This window comes from Duganella sp. OV510 (genome assembly GCF_900100205.1).
In the GTDB taxonomy this organism is placed as follows: domain Bacteria; phylum Pseudomonadota; class Gammaproteobacteria; order Burkholderiales; family Burkholderiaceae_D; genus Rugamonas.
Window position 1 is genome coordinate 485,147 of the sequence record NZ_FNEQ01000001.1, and the last position, 18,458, is coordinate 503,604.

Here is an 18,458-nt window from a genome sequence, read left to right on the forward strand (position 1 = left end):
TCGTGAGGTCATCGTTTAACTCTATGTCGTCAGCCCATGTGCCAACTCCTCGCAATGAGCAGCCATAAACCGGCCGCAGTGGATTTCTCGTTTGCCGGCTTTGCCGAACGCGGCGGCCGCACCGGCGAACACAAGGACGGCTGGGGCATCGCGCTGCACACGCCCACCGGCTGCCGTTTGTACACCGATTACCTGCCATCGATCCACTCGCCGCTGGCGGCGCAATTCAAGCAGAGCCCGATCAAGGCGCGCAGCGTGGTGGCGCATATCCGCAAGGCCACGCAAGGCCGTGTCTCGCTGGAAAACAGCCACCCGTTCACCCGCGAGCTGTGGGGCCAGACCTGGTCGTTCGCCCATAACGGCGACCTGAAACTGTTCGATCCGAATCCCAGCCTGTATGCTCCGTGGGGCGACACCGACAGCGAGCGCGCCTTCTGCCATGTGCTCTCGGGGCTGGCGTTGCGTTTCGCCACCCAGCCGGAGCGTCACGTCCTGTACGCGGCGCTGGAAACGCTGGCCGGCGAAATCGCCGACTACGGCACCTTCAATTTCATCCTGTCGAATGGCGAGCTGCTGTTTGCCCATTGCAGCACCGACCTGCATGTGGTGGTGCGCGAATATCCGTTCTCGGTGGCGCACCTGATCGATTGCGATCTCAGCATCGATTTCAGCCGCCACAACCATCTGGACGACCGCATCGCCGTGATCGCCACGCAGCCGCTGACCTCCAACGAGCAGTGGACGCAGTTTGCGGCTGGCGAACTGAAACTGTTCGCCGGTGGGGTGGAAGTGGGAGCATTGCCGGAACAGCGGCAGGAGAATCTGAAGGTGGCTTACTAGGCGGTATTGCAATTGCAGAATTTCTTGCGCTTGGGCGCATTCGGGCAGGTGGCGTCTTCGTCCAGCTGCTTCCAGAAGAATACCGTCTCCACGCCATAGGGCGAACGCACCAGGCCGGCATCGATATAGCCGCGCTGGGCGAAGAAGTCCTTGCCGGTAGCCGTGCTGTGCAATTGCAGCGCTTTCACGCCCCAGTCACAGGCCTGCTCTTCCATGCGCTTCAGCAGCGCCTTGCCAACGCCCTTGCCGCACGCTTCCGGCAGCAGATAACACAAGGCCACCTTACCGGCGCCGGTCAGCAGGGCGACGCCGACAACGGTGCCTTCGCTGATCGCGACCAGCGAAAAATTGGTGGGCGAACTGAACCAGTTGGCCACCATCTGCGGAGTTTTATTGCCTAGCCAGGCATCAAGAATGGCGGGATCATTCTTATGATCCAGTTCGCAGCATTCCTTGATCGAACGGCGCAATACATTGCATGCTGCCTCCGCATCCGTCGACGCAGCAATACGAATTTCAAGACTCATTTAGGCTCACAAACATTACTTTAGTGCTGGGAACGACTATACACTAAGCCGGGACAGGCCGTTTGCACACGAATGTTTTCGAAAGTCCATATACGATTTGTAATGAACTTCTAAGCATATTACGAAAAATTCGTATCTTTTCCGGGCGAAATTTTACACCATGGACGTCTTGATATTACGAAAGCTCATTATGACCACCACAAAATCGACTCGCCGCTTCGTTTTACAGTCCTTCCTGGCTGCCTCGGCCACCCTGCTCGGCCTGCCTCAGGCGCACGCCGCCGACACCGTGCTGCTGAACGCCGCCTATGACGTTACCCGTGAGCTGTTCAAGGAAATCAACCCGGCCTTCAGCGCCGACTGGAAGAAAACTACCGGCGAGACGGTCAGCGTCAACCAGTCGCACGGCGGCTCGTCCAAGCAGGCGCGCTCGGTCGCCGATGGCCTGGAAGCCTCGGTGGTCACCATGAACCAGGCCAACGACATCGATATCCTGGTCGAGCGTGGCGCGGTAGCGGCCGACTGGGCCAAGAAATTTCCCAACAATGCGTCGCCGTTCTACTCCACCATGGTGTACCTGGTGCGCAAAGGCAATCCAAAGCAGATCAAGGACTGGGCCGACCTGGCCAAGCCTGGTGTGAAAGTCATCATTCCGCATCCTAAGACCTCCGGCAATGGCCGCTACACCTATCTGGCCGCCTGGGGCGCCGTGATCAAAAAAGGCGGCAACGAGGCGCAGGCGCGCGACCTGGTCGGCAAGATCTTCAAGAACGTGCCGGTGCTGGATGCCGGTGGCCGTGGCGCCACCACCACCTTCACCCAGCGTGAGATCGGCGACGTCCTGGTGACCTTCGAAAACGAAGTCAACCTGGTGCGTGAAGAATTCGGCGACAAGTTCGACGTGGTCTACCCTTCGATCTCCATCCTGGCGGAATCGCCGGTGGCGGTGGTTGACCGCGTGGTCGAAAAGCGCAACCTGCGCAAGCAGGCGACCGGCTACATCAACTTCCTGTACAGCGAAGAAGGCCAGGAGATCATCGCCAAGCACTCGCTGCGCCCACGTTCGGAGAAAGCCTTCAAGAAGTACAACGCCAACTTCCGCCAGGTCACGCTGTTCACCATCGATGATGTGTTTGGCGGCTGGAAAGCAGCCCAGGCCAAGCACTTTGCCGACGGCGCCGAGTTCGACAAGATTTATAACAAATAACAATATACGGAGAGATTCGTTCTCAAACGGCCAGCGTGCCCGTAATCTGGAGGCGTAGTAATCAACCAGACAAAGGAAGCACGATGGCCATTTCTGAAATTAACGTACGTAATCAATTCCGTGGCAAGATCAAGGAAATCATCTTTGGCCCAGTCGTTTCGGAAGTCGATGTGGAAACCCAGCACGGCATCGTCACCTCGGTGATCACCTCGCGCTCGATCCAGGACCTGGACCTGAAGGTCGGCAGCGAAGTCATCGCGCTGGTGAAATCCACCGAAGTTTCGATTGCCAAGATCGGCAATTAGTTTAGCAACCGTCCCGGCCGCCGCCGCCGCCGGCAACGAAAGAAAGCCCTGAGGAGCTCCCGCCTCAGGGCTTTTTTGTTTAAGACCATCTTTGTGGCAAAAAATATATAAGAATCCGAGGCTTACACACAATAGACGAGAAGCCACTTTAATGTTATTGTCTTCCCTTAGAGAATATTGCCGTATAGCTAGACCTTTTACGCGCGCCGCGTCGCCCAGACGTGTCCGATAGACTTCCTATTCCCTGATTCATACCATGCTCAAAAAAATAGTTGCTGTATTGCTGAGTTCGTTTACTGCGGTGACGTTTGCCGCAGGACCGTCGCTCGGATCGCAGTCGGTGCTGGTGGTGGAAGACGCCACCGGTAAAGTACTGCTCGAAAAGAATGCCGATAACCAGGTGCCGATCGCCTCGCTGACCAAGCTGATGACCGCGATGGTGGTGCTGGACGCCAAACTCGACATGAACCAGATGATCGAAATCGATCGTGCAGATGTCGATACGCTGAAACACAGCGCCTCGCGCGTGCCGGTCGGCGCCGAGTTGTCACGCGGCGATGTGCTGCAACTGGCGCTGATGTCGTCAGACAACCGTGCCGCTGCATCGCTGGCGCGCACCTATCCGGGCGGTGCGCCGGCGTTCCGCATGGCGGTGCGCAGCAAGATCCGTACGCTGGGTTTGACCCAGACGGTGATCGAGGAGCCGACTGGCTTGTCGCCGCACAATGTGTCAACCGCAACCGATCTGATCAAGATGGCGACGGCGGCATCGGCGTATCCGGAGATCCGCCGCATCACCACCGACACCAAGGACATCATCAAGATCAAGGGCCGCAAGGTGGAGTATCACAACACCAACCGCCTGGTTGGCGCCAAGGGTTGGGATGTCGGCTTGTCCAAGACCGGCTACACCGAAGAGGCAGGCCGCTGCCTGATCATGCGCTTCAAATCTGGTGGAAAGAACAACACGCTGGTACTGTTGAATGCAGGCGCCAACTCGGTGCGCAATATGGATGCGGTCAAGATTCGCCGCCTGATTGCTGGTCCGGATGAGAAACCAAAAGTCATGAAAGCGTCGGCCAAGACCAAGAAGAAGGCGGTCAAGCAATCCAAGCGCGTGCGTCGCGCGATGTAAGCTTCCCCCGCACCGCCATGTGGGATCTGACCGCGTACGCGGTCAGATCCTAGGTGGTAACGCGTGCGTAGAGGAAAAAGCAAGCGGAATGGCGCCAGATTCTGGCGTCAACGCGCCAATTCCTGGCTTAAACGCCGCGCTGGAGTTCGGCGCGGCAATTCACTGGCCGAGCAAATTGCGCAGGCCACTCGCCCGCTGGGTGCGCTGGCCTATCGCATCCAGCAACACCTGCCCGTTCGGCGTGAGTAACGTGAAGTAGTCGCGCGCGCGCGTGATGCCGGTGTAAATCAACTCCCTGGCCAGCATGCCGCCGCCGTCTTTCGGCAACACCATGGCCGTGTGCGCGAACTCCGACCCTTGCGATTTATGCACCGTCATCGCAAACGCCGTCTCGACATTTCTTAACCTTGTGGCAAGCACGCTGCGCACCGTTTCGCCTTCCGAAAAGTACACCCGCAGCGCCCCCGGCCGCGCCGGATCGGGCAAGGTCAAGCCGATATCGCCGTTAAAAACACCGGTCGCATAATCGTTACGCGTGACCATCACTGGCCGGCCGACGTACCACTCACCAGTGCGCTTGAGCAAACCCGCCGACTGCAATTTTTGCTCGATAGCATCATTGAGTCCCGCCACGCCCCATTCGCCCTCCCGCACCGCGCACAGGATGCGGAAGCTTTCAAACGCCTTCAGCACGGATTTCACCCAGGCAAGTTGTACGATCTCATCGACCTCAGCAGGGGAATTTTTAACTAACTGCAAATATTGCCGATACCCGCCCTCCGCGCCCGGCCGGCCGTTCAGCGCCAGTTGCAGCAGGTCTGCGGATTGCGCCAGATCAGTCCAGGCAATCCTGGCATCTCGTCCTTCGCGCAATACATTGACAGCCGCCGCCGCGTCACCGCTGTTGACCGCCAGCGCCAACGCGCCGATCGGTCCGCCAAAGCGGCGGCTTTCGCGCAGCATCACTGTCTGCTGGGCAATCGGCCCGCCATGGCCTTCGAAGCCGGCCGGAATCTCTTGGCCGGTGCTGGCATGTACATACGACAAGGTTTCCGGCAGATAGTCGCCGGCCTCGGCGTTGTGACACAGGTCGCCCAACACCGCCCCCGCCTCCACCGACGCCAATTGATCCTTGTCGCCCAGCAGTATCAGCGTCGCGGTCTCCGGCAGCGCCGCCAGCAGCGCCGACATCATTTCCAGGTGAATCATCGACGCTTCGTCGACGATCAACACGTCCACCTCCAGCTGATTGCCGGCATTGTGCTGGAAGGCGCGCGTATCCGGCCGCGCCCCAAGCAGGCTGTGCAGCGTGCGCGCCGCGCCCATGCGGGCAGCCAGTTCGCGCAGCGGCAGCTCGCCGCCGACCTTGTCGGCCAGCTCGTCCAGCGCGGTATCGATGGATTGCTTGAGCCGCGCCGCCGCCTTGCCGGTCGGCGCCGCCAGCGCCACGCGCAGGCCGGCCTGGCGCTCGCCGGCGGTGGCAAACAGCAAGGCTAGCAGGCGTGCCACGGTGTAGGTCTTGCCGGTGCCGGGCCCGCCGGTGATGATGCCAAGCTTGCCGCGCATGGCCACCGCGCAGGCGATTTTTTGCCAGTCGGGGCCACCGCCGCGCGCAGCGTGCGGGAACAGGATGTCCAGCCAGCGGCGGATGTCCGCCGTCTGCGCCTCGTCGTCCAGCGGCAGCACACCGCCCAGCGCGCGGCCGCGCACCGCCTTCGCGACGTGGGTTTCGTCCTGCCAGTAGCGGCGCAGGTACAGGCGCTCGCCATCCAGCACCAGCGGCTGATGGTCGTCGGCACTGTGCGCCGCCCACACCTGCTGGCAATCAAGCAGCAGCGTGCGCCATGCGGCCGTACTTTCCGGCCAGTCGCCGACCGATGCGCGCAGCTCGCGCCACTCGTCGCCGCTCCAGCCCAGCAGCGCGGCCGGGTCGGCGTTCAGCTCATCCAGCATCAGGCAACTGTGGCCACGCCCTTCCAGTTCGGACAGCAGCACGCAGGCCGCCATCAGTTGCGGCGAGCTGTCGCCCACCGACGCGATGAAGCGGGCAAAGGCGCCGCTCAGGCGGCGAAGTTGCCCGGCCTCGGTCAGCGCATCGACTTGCGCGAAAAATTCATGACTCATTGGTTGCACCCAGCAGGCTATCCAGCCCGTCCAGAAGATCGGGGTCCGGCGCGATCCAGTAGCAGCCGCGCGTCTGCGGATTGCCTATGCCGCGCAGGAACATGAAGATGGCGCCGCCCAGCTGTGTGGCCGGATCGTAGGCGTCGCCCAGCCGGCTTTGCAGCAGGCGGTGCAAGGCCAGCATGTAGATCGCGCCCTGGATGTCGTAGCGATGGTCGGCCATCGCCGCCACCAGCGCCGGCTCATGATAGGCGGCATCGCCACCGCCCAGCGCATTCGACTTGTAGTCGAGTATCCAGTAGCGGCCCTGATGCTCGAACACCAGGTCGCAGAAACCTTTCAGCATGCCGTGCAGCTGGCGCTCCGGCAGCGCCGGCCGCGCGGCGCCGCCCAGCAGGTGCTTGGCGCACAGCTGGTCCAGCGCGCCGGTGGCCAGACGCTCGCTGGGGAACCAGAACTCCATCTCCGGCAGCGGCGCAGCGATGGCGCTCAGCGGCGCATTCACATGCGGCAGCGGCGTGTTGGCGATTTCGCGTAGCCAGGCCAGCGTGTCGTCGAGGCGGTTGCCCCAGCCGGCGCGCTCGACGCGGCGCGTCAGGCGTGTTTCGAAATGCTCATGGCTGACAATGTCGAAGCCTTCCTGTCCCATCCACTCCAGCTGCTCGTGCAGGAAGTTGCCGGGCACCGAGCCGCGCGGGAAGCGATGCCATGGCGTGTCTTCGACGCGCGACGGCACGACCATGGCTGGCTGGCCGTCATCTTCCAGCAGCTTTTCCTGCTGGGCGTCACGCGGCACCGGGCCGGCGGCGCTGATGATGCCGGTCGGGCCGGTGCGGCGCGCCAGCGAACTGAAACTGCCAACCGACCAGTCACGCTCGAAATGTCCGCTGTAATGCTGCGGCTCCAGCAGTGGCGGGCGGTGTTCAACGCGGCTCAGGCGCGTCACCTGCCGCGCATCCATCGCCAGCGTGGCGATGCTGATATCGGTGCAGTCCTTACAGGTATGCTGCCAGCGCTCCAGCATCAGGTCCGACGGCAGCGCTGCGCCACCGGTCAGCAGGTAGCCGAGCGCGGATTCATGCAGCGTGTTGTCCCCGGCCTTGCGCGCTGACAGTGCGGTCACACCCAGCCACAGGAAGTGACGCGCGCGCGTCAGCGCAACGTACATCAGGCGCAAGTCTTCCTGCAGGCGGGCTTTTTCGACCAGTTCCATCGCGGTGTCGGTCAGCGCCATGTCGATCTGGCGCACGCCGTCGTCGTCGCTGAATTCAAAGAAGCTGCGGTTGCGACGTTCGACCTTGCGCGCGGTGACGGCAAACGGCAGGTACACCAGTGGATATTCCAGGCCCTTGGATTTGTGGACCGTGACCACCTTCACCAGCTCGGCGTCGCTTTCCAGTCGCAGCACGCGCTCGTCACCGGCACCCTCGCCGCCTTCGATCTGTTCGGCGAGCCAGCGTATCAGCGCCTGTTCGCCGTCCAGCTGGCGGCTGGCCGATTGCAGCAGTTCCGCCAGGTGCAGCAGATTGGTCAGTCTTCGTTCGCCGCCGACCTGCTGCAACAGCGCTGCTGGCAGTTGCAGTTCATGGATGAAGCGGCGCAGCATGGCCAGCACGCCCTGGCGCTGCCAGATGATGTGCAGCGCCTTCAGTTGTTCGACGCGCTCTTCCCACGCCAGTTCGTCCGACGACAGGCGCGCCAGTTCGGCCAGCGGCAGGCCGGCAGTGCGCGTGGCGAACGCCGCCCGCGCCAGCGCGCCGTCCAGCGGATTGGCCACCGCCGACAGCCAGCGCAGCACATCGGCCGCTTCCTCGCTGTCGGTCACCGAGTCCTTGTCGGACAGGTAGACGCTTGGCACGCCGCGCCGTTGCAGCGCGCGGCGGATGGCTGCCGCCTCCTTGCGGTCGCGCACCAGCACGGCGATATCGGCCGGCTTCAGGCGTTCAAAGGTGTCGCCCTGGAAGCCGGTGCGTTCGTCGTTGAGGCGCGCGACGATATCCTCCGCGCAGTAGTGGGCGAAGAATTCACGGTAGCTGTCGGCCTTGAGGTCTTGTGCGGCGCTACAGGCAATGACCAGTGCCGGCACGTCGCCGTCGGCGCCAACCATGCGCTCCTTGCGTCCCTTGGCGCCGACCGCCTCGAATGGCAGCGGGTTGTCGCGCGTGGCAGGATCGCGGAAGCGGAAGGCGCCGCGCGCAAAACCGTCGCCATCGCCGCGCCCCTCGGCGTTGAGGAACAGATGGTTGACGGCGTCCACCACCGGCCGGGTCGAGCGATAGTTGGTGCCCAGCTGGTAGTGGCGGCCGGCGGTGGCGCGGCGCGCCGACAGGTAACTGTGGATGTCGGCGCCACGGAAACCGTAGATCGACTGTTTCGGATCGCCGATCAGGAACAGGCCAGTTTGCGGGTCGTTGTCGGCCACGCGGTATAGCGCGTTGAAGATCTGGTACTGATTGGGCGCCGTATCCTGGAATTCGTCGACCAGCGCCACCGGATACTGGTCGGTGATGCGCTTGCGCAGCGCGGCGCCGTTTTCGCCTTGCAGGGCGGCGTTCAGGCGATCCAGCATGTCGGCAAAGCCGAACTGGCGGCTGCGCTTTTTCAGCTCGGCCATGCGCGCGGCGACTGCGGCGGCGGCGTGGCGATACAGCGCATGCGACAGCGGGGCGATTTCCGCCAGCGCGAATTTCAGCGGCAGCGTGGCTTCGAAATCTTCCGGTACGACGGTGCTGAAATTCTTGGCGAAAGCGTCTTCCACGCCTTCGGTGGTCAGGCGGTTCCAGGCGGTGTCCGAAATATCCGGCCGCACGCTCACCGGGTTCTGCGCCCATTCGCGCAGGCCGTTGAACCAGGCGACCAGGGAGTCAGGCCGCATCTTGTTACCGTTGAGGCACTTGGGATCGGCAGCACGCAGCTGGGCGATCCATTGTTCCATGCGGTTGGCGCGTTCGTACCAGCCGGCTTTCAGTTCGGCCAGCTGCGCCTGCTGCTCGCGCTGCACGTTAGCGATCAATACGCCCAGCGAATCGCCACTGGCCTGGCCGATGATGTCTGCGCGTTTCACCAGCTCACGGATCGAGAACTTCAGCGCACCGACATCGCTCCAGCACGACAGCAACGCGTCCAGCGAGACAGCATTCAGCGGATAGACCTGCTGGCGCCAGTAATCGTGCGCAGCGTCCTCGAACAGCGCCTGCTCGTCGCTGACCAGTTCTTCGTCAAACAGGCTGCCGCTGTCGAAGGCGTGCTCGCGCAGCATGCGCTGGCACCAGGCGTCGATGGTGAAGATGGCCGCTTCGTCCATGGTTTCCGCCGCCAGTTGCAGGCGGTGTGCGGCCTGCTGCTGGGCGGCGTAATCCGGATAGGATTCGAGGATCTGGTCCAGGTAGTCGTCCGGATTGGCGTGCGGCGCGGCTTCACGGAAGTAGGCTGCCGCCTCCACCAGCCGTTCGCGCACGCGGTTGGACAGTTCACGCGTGGCGGCGCGGGTGAAGGTCATCACCAGAATATCGGCTGGCAGCAGCGGGCGCCGGTAGGCGTCGTCTCCGCCGTGGCCCAGCACCAGCCGCACGTATAGCGCGGCGATGGTCCAGGTCTTACCGGTGCCGGCGCTGGCCTCGATCAGGCGCGAGCCGTGCAGCGGGAAGGTCAGCGGCGCAAGCTGGTTGGCGACGTTGCTCATGCTGTGCCCTCGCCTTCGATCTGCTCGACTGTGATGCACTGCTCCATCCAGTCCGCCAGTGGTCCATACAGCGCCAGCGAGACATCATGAAAATCCGCCTCGGCGCTCAGCGCCGCGAAGTCCGGCCACATGCGCTTCAGGCACAGGTCTTCGTTTTCGCCATGAAGGTCGAAACCGCCGTCGTAGACGGCGCGCGGATCGCCCTCGCGCACCAGCGCCAGCGCGGTCTTGCAGGCGGTGGGCAAGGGACGATTCATGCCGTCGCGCCAAAGGCAGACCAGCTCGCGCAGGGCCTCCTGTGCCTGCTCCCGGTCCAGCGGCTGCATGGTCACGATGGCGTCACGCGCAACCAGGTAACCGGTGACCTGCATGCCGGTGGCGGAGATGGCCAACTGGCGCAGCCAGGCCGCGATCAGCTTGTCGCCGCGCGGCTTGCCCTGCTTGTCGGCCACGCGCGAGGACATCTGCGCCAGCCAGACAGTGTCGTTGCCATTGGTGCGCAGCTGGTCGATCCAGTCGTCCAGCGGCACGCCGGCCAGCACCAGGTTCAATGCGACCTTCGGCGCCGGCAAGCTGTAATGCTGGCGCAGCGTCAGCCAGGCGCAGCGCACCGGCACCAGCGCATCGACCAGCTTGTCCTGATACTGCTGACCGATCAGGCCTATCGGCAGCCGGCCTTCACGCGCCAGGCGCCCGGCACGCTGCGTCAGCTTGTCGTAGACCTCTTCGATCAGTTCCGGCGTTTCGGCGTCATCCAGCATCGTATCTTCCAGCACGTAGCGTTGTAGCGCGTCCAGCGAGAACGGTTCCTCGTCCTCGCCCACCAGCGCCGCTTCGCCAAACATCACACCCAGACGCTGACGGAAGAAGAAGCGCACCGGTTGGCGGATGAAGTTGTTCAAGCTGCCCAGTTTCAGGCGGAACTTGTCGTCGATGTCGAATGGCGGCAGTTCGGCCGTCTCGCTGGCCGTACCCTCCTCGCCGTGCGCCTCGCGCCATTCGCGCGCATAGGTCAGCAGGCCGCCAGCCTCGAAGTAACGCCGGCTGAACGGCTGCAAGGCGTGCTCGGTGGTGCGCGCGTGCAGGTCCAGCTGCCAGCCGCTGACCAGGTAATCGCGCAACTGCGACACCAGCACCGACGGCGGCTGCTCGCTGTTGTCGCGCACATTCCGTCCGACCCAGCTGATATAAAGCTTGTCGCGCGCGGCCAGCACTGCCTCCAGCATCAGGTAGCGGTCGTCGTCGCGGCGCGAGCGGTCGCCGGGACGCGACATGCCGGGCAGCGCCAGCAGGTCGAAGTCGGCCTTCGGCGCGCGGCGCGGGAAGTCGCCATCGTTCATGCCGAGCAGGCAGACCACGCGGAACGGCACGGCGCGCATCGGCATCAAGGTGCAGAAGGTGACGCCGCCGGAGACGAATTGGTGATTCAGCGTCGGCTCGTCCATCAGGCCCAGCCAGGCTTCGCGCAATACAGCCAGCGGCACGGCTTCGTCGTAGCCGGCGCCTTCGCAGGTGTCCAGCCATTTGTTCAGGGCGTCGTCCAGCTGCGCCAGCGTCAGGCGGTCGCCCTCTTCGCCGGATTTGAAGAAGGCGGCCAGCAAGGCGCGCGCCTGTACACCCCATTCAGCTGGCGAGCGCGCTTCGGCCAGCACGGCGCGCCAGTGCAGCAGCGCCTCCACCAGTTGCGCCAGCGAGCCGGCCAGCGCGGCATCCAGTCCACCGACTTCGCCGTAAGGTTCGATGCCGGCGAAACTGTCGCCAGCGCCGCTGGCGTAACCGAGCAGCATGCGGCGCACGCCGAAGATCCAGGCATTCTGCTCGCCGGCCGGGCCGAGGCCAAGGCCGCTGCGGTGCTGCTGATCCAGGCCCCAACGCACGCCGGAACCTTCGATCCAGCGGCCCAGCGTCGGCAGGTCGTCTTCATGCAGACCAAACCGGCCGGCCAAAGCCGGCACGTCCAGCAGGTCGCGCACCTCGCTCTGGCGACAGCGCTGCTGCGGCAGCCGTAGCAGCCATTCCAGCGCCACCAGCAGCGGATTGACGCTGCGGTCATTGACGTCGCCGATCTCGAACGGGATGTAGCGGGCGTCGCTGCGGCGGTGCTGGGCGAAAACCGCGTGGATGGCGGCGGAGAAGGTATCGATGTCCGGCACCATAACCACCACGTCGCGCGGGCGCAGCGGCCGACCGCCACGTTCGGCGTCGGCAAACATTTTCAGCAACTGGTCGTGCAGCACTTCGACTTCGCGCTGCACGCTGTGGGTGACGTGGAATTCGATCGACCGGTCCTTGTCTGCCGGCGGCACGCCGGGATGCTCGGACAGTGGCAGCAGTTCGCGTACGGCGGCCTGCACCTGTGTCAGCAACGTGTCGCCGTCGCCTTCGCTGAACAGGTCCACGCGCAGCGGCGCCACGTCATCGTTGTCGGCGGCATGAGCCTGCGCAGCTTCGTCGAATTCGTCCAGCATGCGCACAAAGTCGCGGCCCTGCCGCCCCCAGCTGGCCAGCAGCGGATGGCTGTGCGCGTGCAGTTCTTCCAGCGGAATCTGGCCCAGGTCCTGGCCGTTGCGCAGCTGCTGGCGACGGTGCGCGCTGCGCAGCAGGTCGCGTCCTTCGATGATGTCGCCCCAGTAGTATTGACAAGGATTCGGCACCGCCAGCAGCACCTGAGTGTAGCGGGCGATCGCGGCCAGCGCCTGCAAGGTCTGGAACGGCAATGCCGAGACGCCGAAGATCACCACGCGACGCGGCAGACGGCCCATCGGCTCCTCGCCGGCAGCGCTGGCGCGGACGAATTCGGTGTGGACCGTGGCGCGGCCCAGTTCACGCTCGTGCGGTTCGACGTCGGCGATCACCGCGCGCCACAACTGCCCTTGCCAGCGCTGGTCGTCCGGCAGCGGCGTGATGTCGCCACGCGCATTGCGCAGCTGGTCGCGGCCCGCCGCCCAGTCGTCCAGCCAGTCGGCCCGGTACACCTGGTACTGGTCGAACAGGTCGGCCAGGCGTTCGGCCAGTTGCAGGCGGCGCTCCGCTTCGCCGTCGGCGAGGAAGTGGCGCAGCGGCGCGAACACCGGCTCGGCCAGCAGCGTCGGCAACAGGCGCATCAGACGCCAGGTCAGCGGGCCCTTGTCGAAAGCGGAAATGGGTGGCACGCGCTCGCGTCCCAGCATGCCACGGTAGGCGTCCCACAGGAAGCGCGCAGGCAGCGCCACGCGCGAGGCAGCGCAGATGCCGATCTCCTCGGCCAGCGCGATCTTCAGCCACTCGGCCACACCGTTCGATTGCACCAGGAAGATTTCCGACTCCAGCGCCCCCAGCGGGTGGTTGCGCAGCCATTGGAAGACGGCGGCGCGCAACTGTTCCATCTGATTGCCGTGCAAAATCAGCAGGCCGGGGGTGATGCCAGGGTGCATAGGACTGTTCAAAGTGATCGAGGCTGTATTATCGCTCTAGCTTGGGTCGTATGCCAGCAGTTCCTGTTCGATATGTTGATCCAGCACAGTCAGCATGGCGTGCAGTTCGCGGATCAAGCGTTCGGCGTTGTCGCTGTCGGCGTCGTTGCGCACCTGTTCGAGGGCGTAGCACAGGTTCCCGAACTGCATGGCGCCGACCGCGCGCGCGGCCGACTTGGTGCGGTGTCCCAGCTCTGCCAGGTGCGCCAGGTCTTCCATCGCCAGCGCCTCGTCCATTTCGGCCAGACCGTCGCGGGCGGAGGAAAGAAACAGCAGCGCGTACTTGCGCATCTTGTCCGCCTTGCCGCCGAAGGTCTGCGCCAGCGCGTCGACATCGAACAGCAGCGCCGGCGCTTCGGGCGCCGGCGCAGGAGCCGGCATGGCCGGCGCCGAAGGCGCCGTCTGGCGTGGCACGAACACTGGCGGCGACGCCATGGTGAAATACGACGGCGGTGGTGGCGCCAGCGGACGCGCCAGGTCGCTGGACGTCCTGGTCCGCTGGCTCATCCACTTGCACAGCATGTTGAACAGCAGCTTGGGCGCGATTGGCTTGGTCACGAATTCGTCCATGCCGGCGTCCAGGCAGCGCTGCTGGTCGCCACGGCCGGCGTTCGCGGTCATGGCGATAATCAGCGTTGCCGACAGCTTGGGATGGGCGCGGATCAGGCGCGTGGCCTCGTAGCCATCCATCACCGGCATCTGCACGTCCATCAGCACGCAGTCGAAGCGCTCCTTCAGCAGCAGGTCAATGGCCTCCTTGCCGTTGTTGGCGACGCAGACGGTGGCGCCGGCGTCTTCCAGCAGTTCCTGGCCCACCTGCTGGCTGAAGATATTGTCCTCGACCAGCAGGATGGAGGCGCCGCGTATGCTATCCAGCACCTCCTGGCGCACTGCCTCGTCGCCCTGCGCCAGGAAGCACACGCCCTTGGCCAGGCGCGCGGTGAACCAGAAGGTGCTGCCCTGGCCCGGCGTGCTGTCGACGCCCACGCCGCCGCCCATCAGCTCCGCCAGCTGCTTGCTGATGACCAGTCCGAGGCCGGTGCCACCGTAGCGCCGCGTGGTCGAGGTATCGGCCTGGTGGAAGGATTGGAACAGCTGCTCCACCTGTTCGGTCGTCATGCCGATGCCGTGGTCGACCACTTCGAATTTCACCATGATGTGACTGTCGCGTTCCTCCACCGGCCGCGCGCGGATGATCACCTTGCCGTTGTCCGAGAACTTGATAGCGTTGCTGACGAAATTCAGCAGCACCTGCTCCAGCCGCAGCGGATCGCCGCGCAACTGGTGCGACAGGCCGGGGCGGATTTCATACACCAGCTCCAGCCCGCGCGCCTGTGCGCTCTCGCCCAGCTGGCTGGAGATATTCGCCAGCAGCGCATCCAGCGTAAAGTCCAGCACCTCCAGGTCCATCTTGCCGGCTTCGATCTTGGAGAAGTCGAGGATGTCGTTGATAATGCCCAGCAGGTGCTGGCCGGAGTGGTAGATCTTTTGCAAATAGTCGCGCTGTTTCGGGTGCGTGACCGTTTTCAGCGCCAGATGGGCCATGCCGATGATGGAGTTCATCGGCGTGCGGATCTCGTGACTCATATTCGACAGGAAGTCGCTCTTGGCCTGGTTGGCCGCGTCGGCTTCGTCTTTCAGCTTGTGCAGCGCCGTCACATCGGTGGCAAGGCCGATCACCGCCGCTGCCGAACGCCCCAGCTCCACCGGCACCTTGACGGTCCACAGCTGCTGCAGCACGCCGTCACGGTCGACGAACTGGGTTTCGCCGGTGCGCTTGACACCATCGGCAAACACCGGCCGCTCCTGCGCCCAGGCAGCATCCGCCTCGGCGGGTGGCATCAGCTCGCGATCCAGCTTGCCGATGATGTCATGAACCGGCCGGCCCAGGCACTCTGCCATGCGCGCATTGACATACAGGAAGCGCCGGTTCTGGTCCTTCATATAGACGTGGGCATCGACATTGTTCAGCACCGTGTCGAGCAGCACGCGTTGCTTGATGGCGCGCCGCCGCGATGAATACAGCACGAACAGATAGCTATATATCAGCAGCGTGCCGGCAAAGCCGGTCAGCGTCGCGATCCATGGGAAATACACATCGAAGCCGGTCATCAGCACATCCTTGCGGACCTGGAATTGCGCCTTCCATAAGCTGCCATTGAAGTCGATCGGCAGCACGGTTTCCAGATAGTCGGCGCGCTGGGCGGCCGGCAGCGGGGTCGCAGTAATCTCGCCGGTGTCATTAAAGAGCAGGCGGTCGCTGCCCTCGATGACCAGCCGGCGCTGCTCGACGTGGGCGCTGCCGTCGGCATACAGCATCAGATGCACCTGGCGCACCGCCATTTCATCGATCGCGCCCTGGATCAGTTTGGGAATGCTGAAACCGGCGCCGACCGATCCCAGATAGGCAGCGCGGCGTTCGGCCACCGTGGTCAGCGGCATGCCGCTGCGGTAGACCGGGTGGCGCACGCCGAGGCCGTAATGCGGCGCCGGCCGCTGAAACACAATAGGCTGGCCGGATGCAGCGACGTTGCCGGTATCGCGCGACAGTTCCAGCATCCTGGCGATGGCCGGGTTGGCGGCAAGGTCGATGCCGTGGCGCTCGGCCACCATCGGCTCCAGATAGCTCAGCACCACATGCTGCGCACGCCGCCCCGCCGGCTTGATGTCGAACTGCGGATAGCCTTCGGCGCGCACACCGGCGACAAAGGCATCGCGCTGGGCGTCGCTGATGACCGGCGCCCACGTCAGCGCTTCGATGGCCGGGAAGTGGTGCGGAATGCCCAGACTGGCGACATAGCGGTGGAATTGCGTGCGGCTGATCTGGTCCGAAGTCTGGAACAAGGCAGCCAGACCGCGCGTCAGGTCGGAATACGACTTGATGCGCGCCGAAATGCCGTATTGCGTGCTGCGCGCCAGGTTCTCAAACCGCTGCGCCGCATCTTCTTCAACGGTGCGCGAGGCGGCGCTGTACAACAAAGCACCGGTGCCAGTTGCCAAAAGACAACCTACGCCCCAGAACACCAGCCGCGAGCCGACTTTTGAAGTGGAAGAATTTTGCATCACAGCAGCATACTATCAATGCCGTGCGGGAACCAGAGGAACAATTGGTGAGAATTCAGCACAGAATGTGCTGGCAATCGTGCGCTGAGGAAAATTATATTCCGATAATATTTTCCGAGCTAGAAATAGTGGAATCATAATTATTAAAACGATAAAATGGCACGCGCCGCTGGCATGCGGCAGCGCACAATTTTGCTTGACTCCGTCCAATACAAGAGTATCTTTTAACTCCCAAACCGCTACCGTTAACCGCCGCCGTGCAGATCCCGAAAGTTCTTCTCGTCAACGACGACCAGGCCAGCCTGTTTGCACTGGAAAGCTTGCTGCTGGATGCGGCGGATCAGCAATTGTATGAACTGATCACCGCCAGTTCGGGCAAGGAGGCACTGCGCCAGGTGCTGCTACATGAATTCGCCGTCATCCTGCTGGATGTCAGCATGCCTGGCATGGATGGTTATGAAACGGCGGAAGCCATTCATTCGCATCCTCGTTCCGCCGGCACGCCCATCATTTTCATCACCGCCCACTATGCGGATGAACTGAACCGCCTGAAGGGCTACCAGAAAGGCGCAGCCGACTACCTGTTCACGCCAGTGATACCGCAAATCCTGCAGGCCAAGGTGGCGGTGTTTGTCGAACTGGCGGCCAACCACCTGCAACTGCGCATCAAGAGCGATGAGCTGGCACGGCTGAATCAAGACCTGCGCGTGCAGCGCCTGCAAGACCTGGAGCGCATCAACGGCGAGCTGGAACAGGAGATCAAGGAACGCAAGCTGGCGGAGCAGCGCGCGCACGACCTGTCGACACGCGATGCGCTGACCAACCTGATGAACCGCCGCGCGCTGATTCAGCAGCTGGAGCATGCGGTGGCGACCGCAGACCGCAGCGGCGTCGGTTTCGCCCTGCTGTTCCTCGACCTGGATAAATTCAAGCAGATCAACGACAGCCATGGCCACGAGGCCGGCGACGAACTGTTGCGCCAGGTGGCGGCGCGGCTGACGGCGGCGGTGCGCGTGGCCGACATCGTGGCGCGCCTTGGCGGCGATGAGTTCGTGGTGCTGATCGAAGGCAAGGCGGCGTCCGCCAATGCGGCGCGCGTGGGCCGCAAGATCGAGATGGCCTGCGCCCTGCCGTTCGAGGTCGGCGGACAGCGGCTGAAGACCGGAGCCAGCATCGGCATCGCACTGTATCCGGAAGATGGCGCCAACGCGCAGGTGCTGATGAAGAACGCCGACACCGCCATGTACCACGCCAAGCAGAATGGCGCCACGCCGGTGCAGTTCTTCCACGAGGAACTGAATGTCCGTGAGCGCGAACGCGAGCAATGGTCGCTGGAGTTGCGCAAGGCGCTGGCCGCCAACCAGCTGGAACTGCGTTACCAGCCGCAGGTGGAGCTGACCAGCGGCCGTGTCATCGGTGCCGAGGCGCTGCTGTACTGGCGCCATCCGCTGCGCGGCCTGCTGGAAGCGGCGCAGTTTCTGCCGCATGTGATGGATCGTACGCTGCTGGACCGGGTCGACGCCTGGGTGATCGCGCAAAGCTGCGCCCAGGCCTCGCTGTGGCAAAGCCTGAACGCCACGCCGCCCGGCCGGCCGCTGTGCATCTGGATCAACCTGGCGGCGCCGCTGCTGCATGCGGATCTGCTGCAAGTGCTGCTGCCGGCGATGCGCAAGCATGGCCTGCCCGCTTGCAGCATCGGTATCGAACTGAATGAAAAGCTGCTGCTCGGGCCCAGCGAGCCGCTGGCGCAACTGCTGACGCAAATGCAGAGCGGTGGCGTGCGCCTGGCGCTGGACGATTTCGGCAGCGCGCGCTCGTCGCTGGCGGCGTGCAAGCGCTGGCAACTGAACGCGCTGAAGATCGACCGCAGCTTTGTGCACGGCATTGGCAACGACGAAGGCGGCACCGACATCGTGGCTGCCGTCGTGCACCTGGCCAGGGCGCTGTCGATGCGCGTTATCGCGCTGGGCGTGGAAACGCGATTGCAGCTGGAAGTGCTGCAGGAACTGGGCTGCCAGGCCTGCCAGGGCGACCTGTTTTATCCGCCGCTACCGGCGGCCGGACTGCTGGAGCAAACCAGCGATATCAACTCACCTTCCCTCCTAAGCAACGAGGAATAAGCT

Annotated in this window: 10 protein-coding genes; 5 read left to right on the plus strand and 5 right to left on the minus strand. The window is 63.7% G+C overall.

The features are described from left to right. The first annotated feature begins 36 nt into the window (after nt 1-36). Nucleotides 37-840, plus strand: coding sequence for a class II glutamine amidotransferase (locus BLS51_RS02370; protein WP_090178900.1), 804 nt, complete (start codon nt 37-39; stop codon nt 838-840). On the opposite strand, the gene BLS51_RS02375 is transcribed toward BLS51_RS02370, so the two are convergent. Next, nucleotides 837-1,367 carry a GNAT family N-acetyltransferase gene (locus BLS51_RS02375; RefSeq protein WP_090178895.1) on the minus strand — a complete coding sequence of 177 codons (531 nt, stop codon included), beginning with the start codon at nt 1,365-1,367 and terminating at the stop codon, nt 837-839. The genes BLS51_RS02370 and BLS51_RS02375 overlap by 4 nt on opposite strands. 190 nt (nt 1,368-1,557) lie before the next feature. Between BLS51_RS02375 and BLS51_RS02380 the strand changes: the two genes are divergently transcribed. The 3 genes from BLS51_RS02380 (at nt 1,558) to BLS51_RS02390 (ending at nt 4,014) form a co-directional block, all read left to right on the plus strand. Next, the gene (locus BLS51_RS02380; protein ID WP_090178890.1) at nt 1,558-2,574 is read left to right on the plus strand and encodes a sulfate ABC transporter substrate-binding protein; all 1,017 of its coding nucleotides are present in this window, start codon (nt 1,558-1,560) and stop codon (nt 2,572-2,574) included. 83 nt (nt 2,575-2,657) lie between these two features. Next, nucleotides 2,658-2,879: a TOBE domain-containing protein gene (locus BLS51_RS02385; protein WP_090178885.1), complete on the plus strand. Its 222-nt coding sequence runs from the start codon at nt 2,658-2,660 to the stop codon at nt 2,877-2,879. A gap of 256 nt (nt 2,880-3,135) precedes the next feature. Beyond that, nucleotides 3,136-4,014, plus strand: coding sequence for a serine hydrolase (locus BLS51_RS02390; RefSeq protein ID WP_090178882.1), 879 nt, complete (start codon nt 3,136-3,138; stop codon nt 4,012-4,014). Between the two features lie 159 nt (nt 4,015-4,173). Here BLS51_RS02390 and recD read toward each other — a convergent pair whose 3' ends face one another. Genes recD through BLS51_RS02410 form a run of 4 tightly spaced genes read right to left on the minus strand, consistent with a single transcriptional unit; the run spans nt 4,174 to nt 16,272 of the window. Then, nucleotides 4,174-6,138, minus strand: a complete 1,965-nt coding sequence (gene recD / locus BLS51_RS02395) for an exodeoxyribonuclease V subunit alpha (protein WP_090178879.1) — start codon at nt 6,136-6,138, stop codon at nt 4,174-4,176. Further along, nucleotides 6,128-9,820 carry an exodeoxyribonuclease V subunit beta gene (recB, locus tag BLS51_RS02400; RefSeq protein ID WP_090178876.1) on the minus strand — a complete coding sequence of 1,231 codons (3,693 nt, stop codon included), beginning with the start codon at nt 9,818-9,820 and terminating at the stop codon, nt 6,128-6,130. Before recB ends, recD begins: the two co-directional genes overlap by 11 nt. Then, nucleotides 9,817-13,233 (minus strand): exodeoxyribonuclease V subunit gamma, encoded by a 3,417-nt coding sequence (gene recC / locus BLS51_RS02405; protein WP_090178873.1) that lies wholly within the window; start codon nt 13,231-13,233, stop codon nt 9,817-9,819. Before recC ends, recB begins: the two co-directional genes overlap by 4 nt. Before the next feature lie 36 nt (nt 13,234-13,269). Beyond that, nucleotides 13,270-16,272: a CHASE domain-containing protein gene (locus BLS51_RS02410; RefSeq protein WP_229207415.1), complete on the minus strand. Its 3,003-nt coding sequence runs from the start codon at nt 16,270-16,272 to the stop codon at nt 13,270-13,272. A 320-nt stretch (nt 16,273-16,592) separates the two neighbouring features. On the opposite strand from BLS51_RS02410, the gene BLS51_RS02415 reads away from it, so the two are divergent. Further along, nucleotides 16,593-18,455 carry a putative bifunctional diguanylate cyclase/phosphodiesterase gene (locus BLS51_RS02415; RefSeq protein WP_090178866.1) on the plus strand — a complete coding sequence of 621 codons (1,863 nt, stop codon included), beginning with the start codon at nt 16,593-16,595 and terminating at the stop codon, nt 18,453-18,455. Nucleotides 18,456-18,458 lie beyond the last annotated feature (3 nt).

Bases quoted from the DNA above. Each gene is read 5' to 3' on its own strand.
- BLS51_RS02385 (WP_090178885.1), top strand. From the start codon at position 2,658: ATGGCCATTTCTGAAATTAACGTACGTAATCAATTCCGTGGCAAGATC.
- recC (WP_090178873.1), bottom strand. From the start codon at position 13,233: ATGCACCCTGGCATCACCCCCGGCCTGCTGATTTTGCACGGCAATCAG.
- BLS51_RS02370 (WP_090178900.1), top strand. From the start codon at position 37: ATGTGCCAACTCCTCGCAATGAGCAGCCATAAACCGGCCGCAGTGGAT.
- recB (WP_090178876.1), bottom strand. From the start codon at position 9,820: ATGAGCAACGTCGCCAACCAGCTTGCGCCGCTGACCTTCCCGCTGCAC.
- BLS51_RS02375 (WP_090178895.1), bottom strand. From the start codon at position 1,367: ATGAGTCTTGAAATTCGTATTGCTGCGTCGACGGATGCGGAGGCAGCA.
- recD (WP_090178879.1), bottom strand. From the start codon at position 6,138: ATGAGTCATGAATTTTTCGCGCAAGTCGATGCGCTGACCGAGGCCGGG.
- BLS51_RS02380 (WP_090178890.1), top strand. From the start codon at position 1,558: ATGACCACCACAAAATCGACTCGCCGCTTCGTTTTACAGTCCTTCCTG.
- BLS51_RS02390 (WP_090178882.1), top strand. From the start codon at position 3,136: ATGCTCAAAAAAATAGTTGCTGTATTGCTGAGTTCGTTTACTGCGGTG.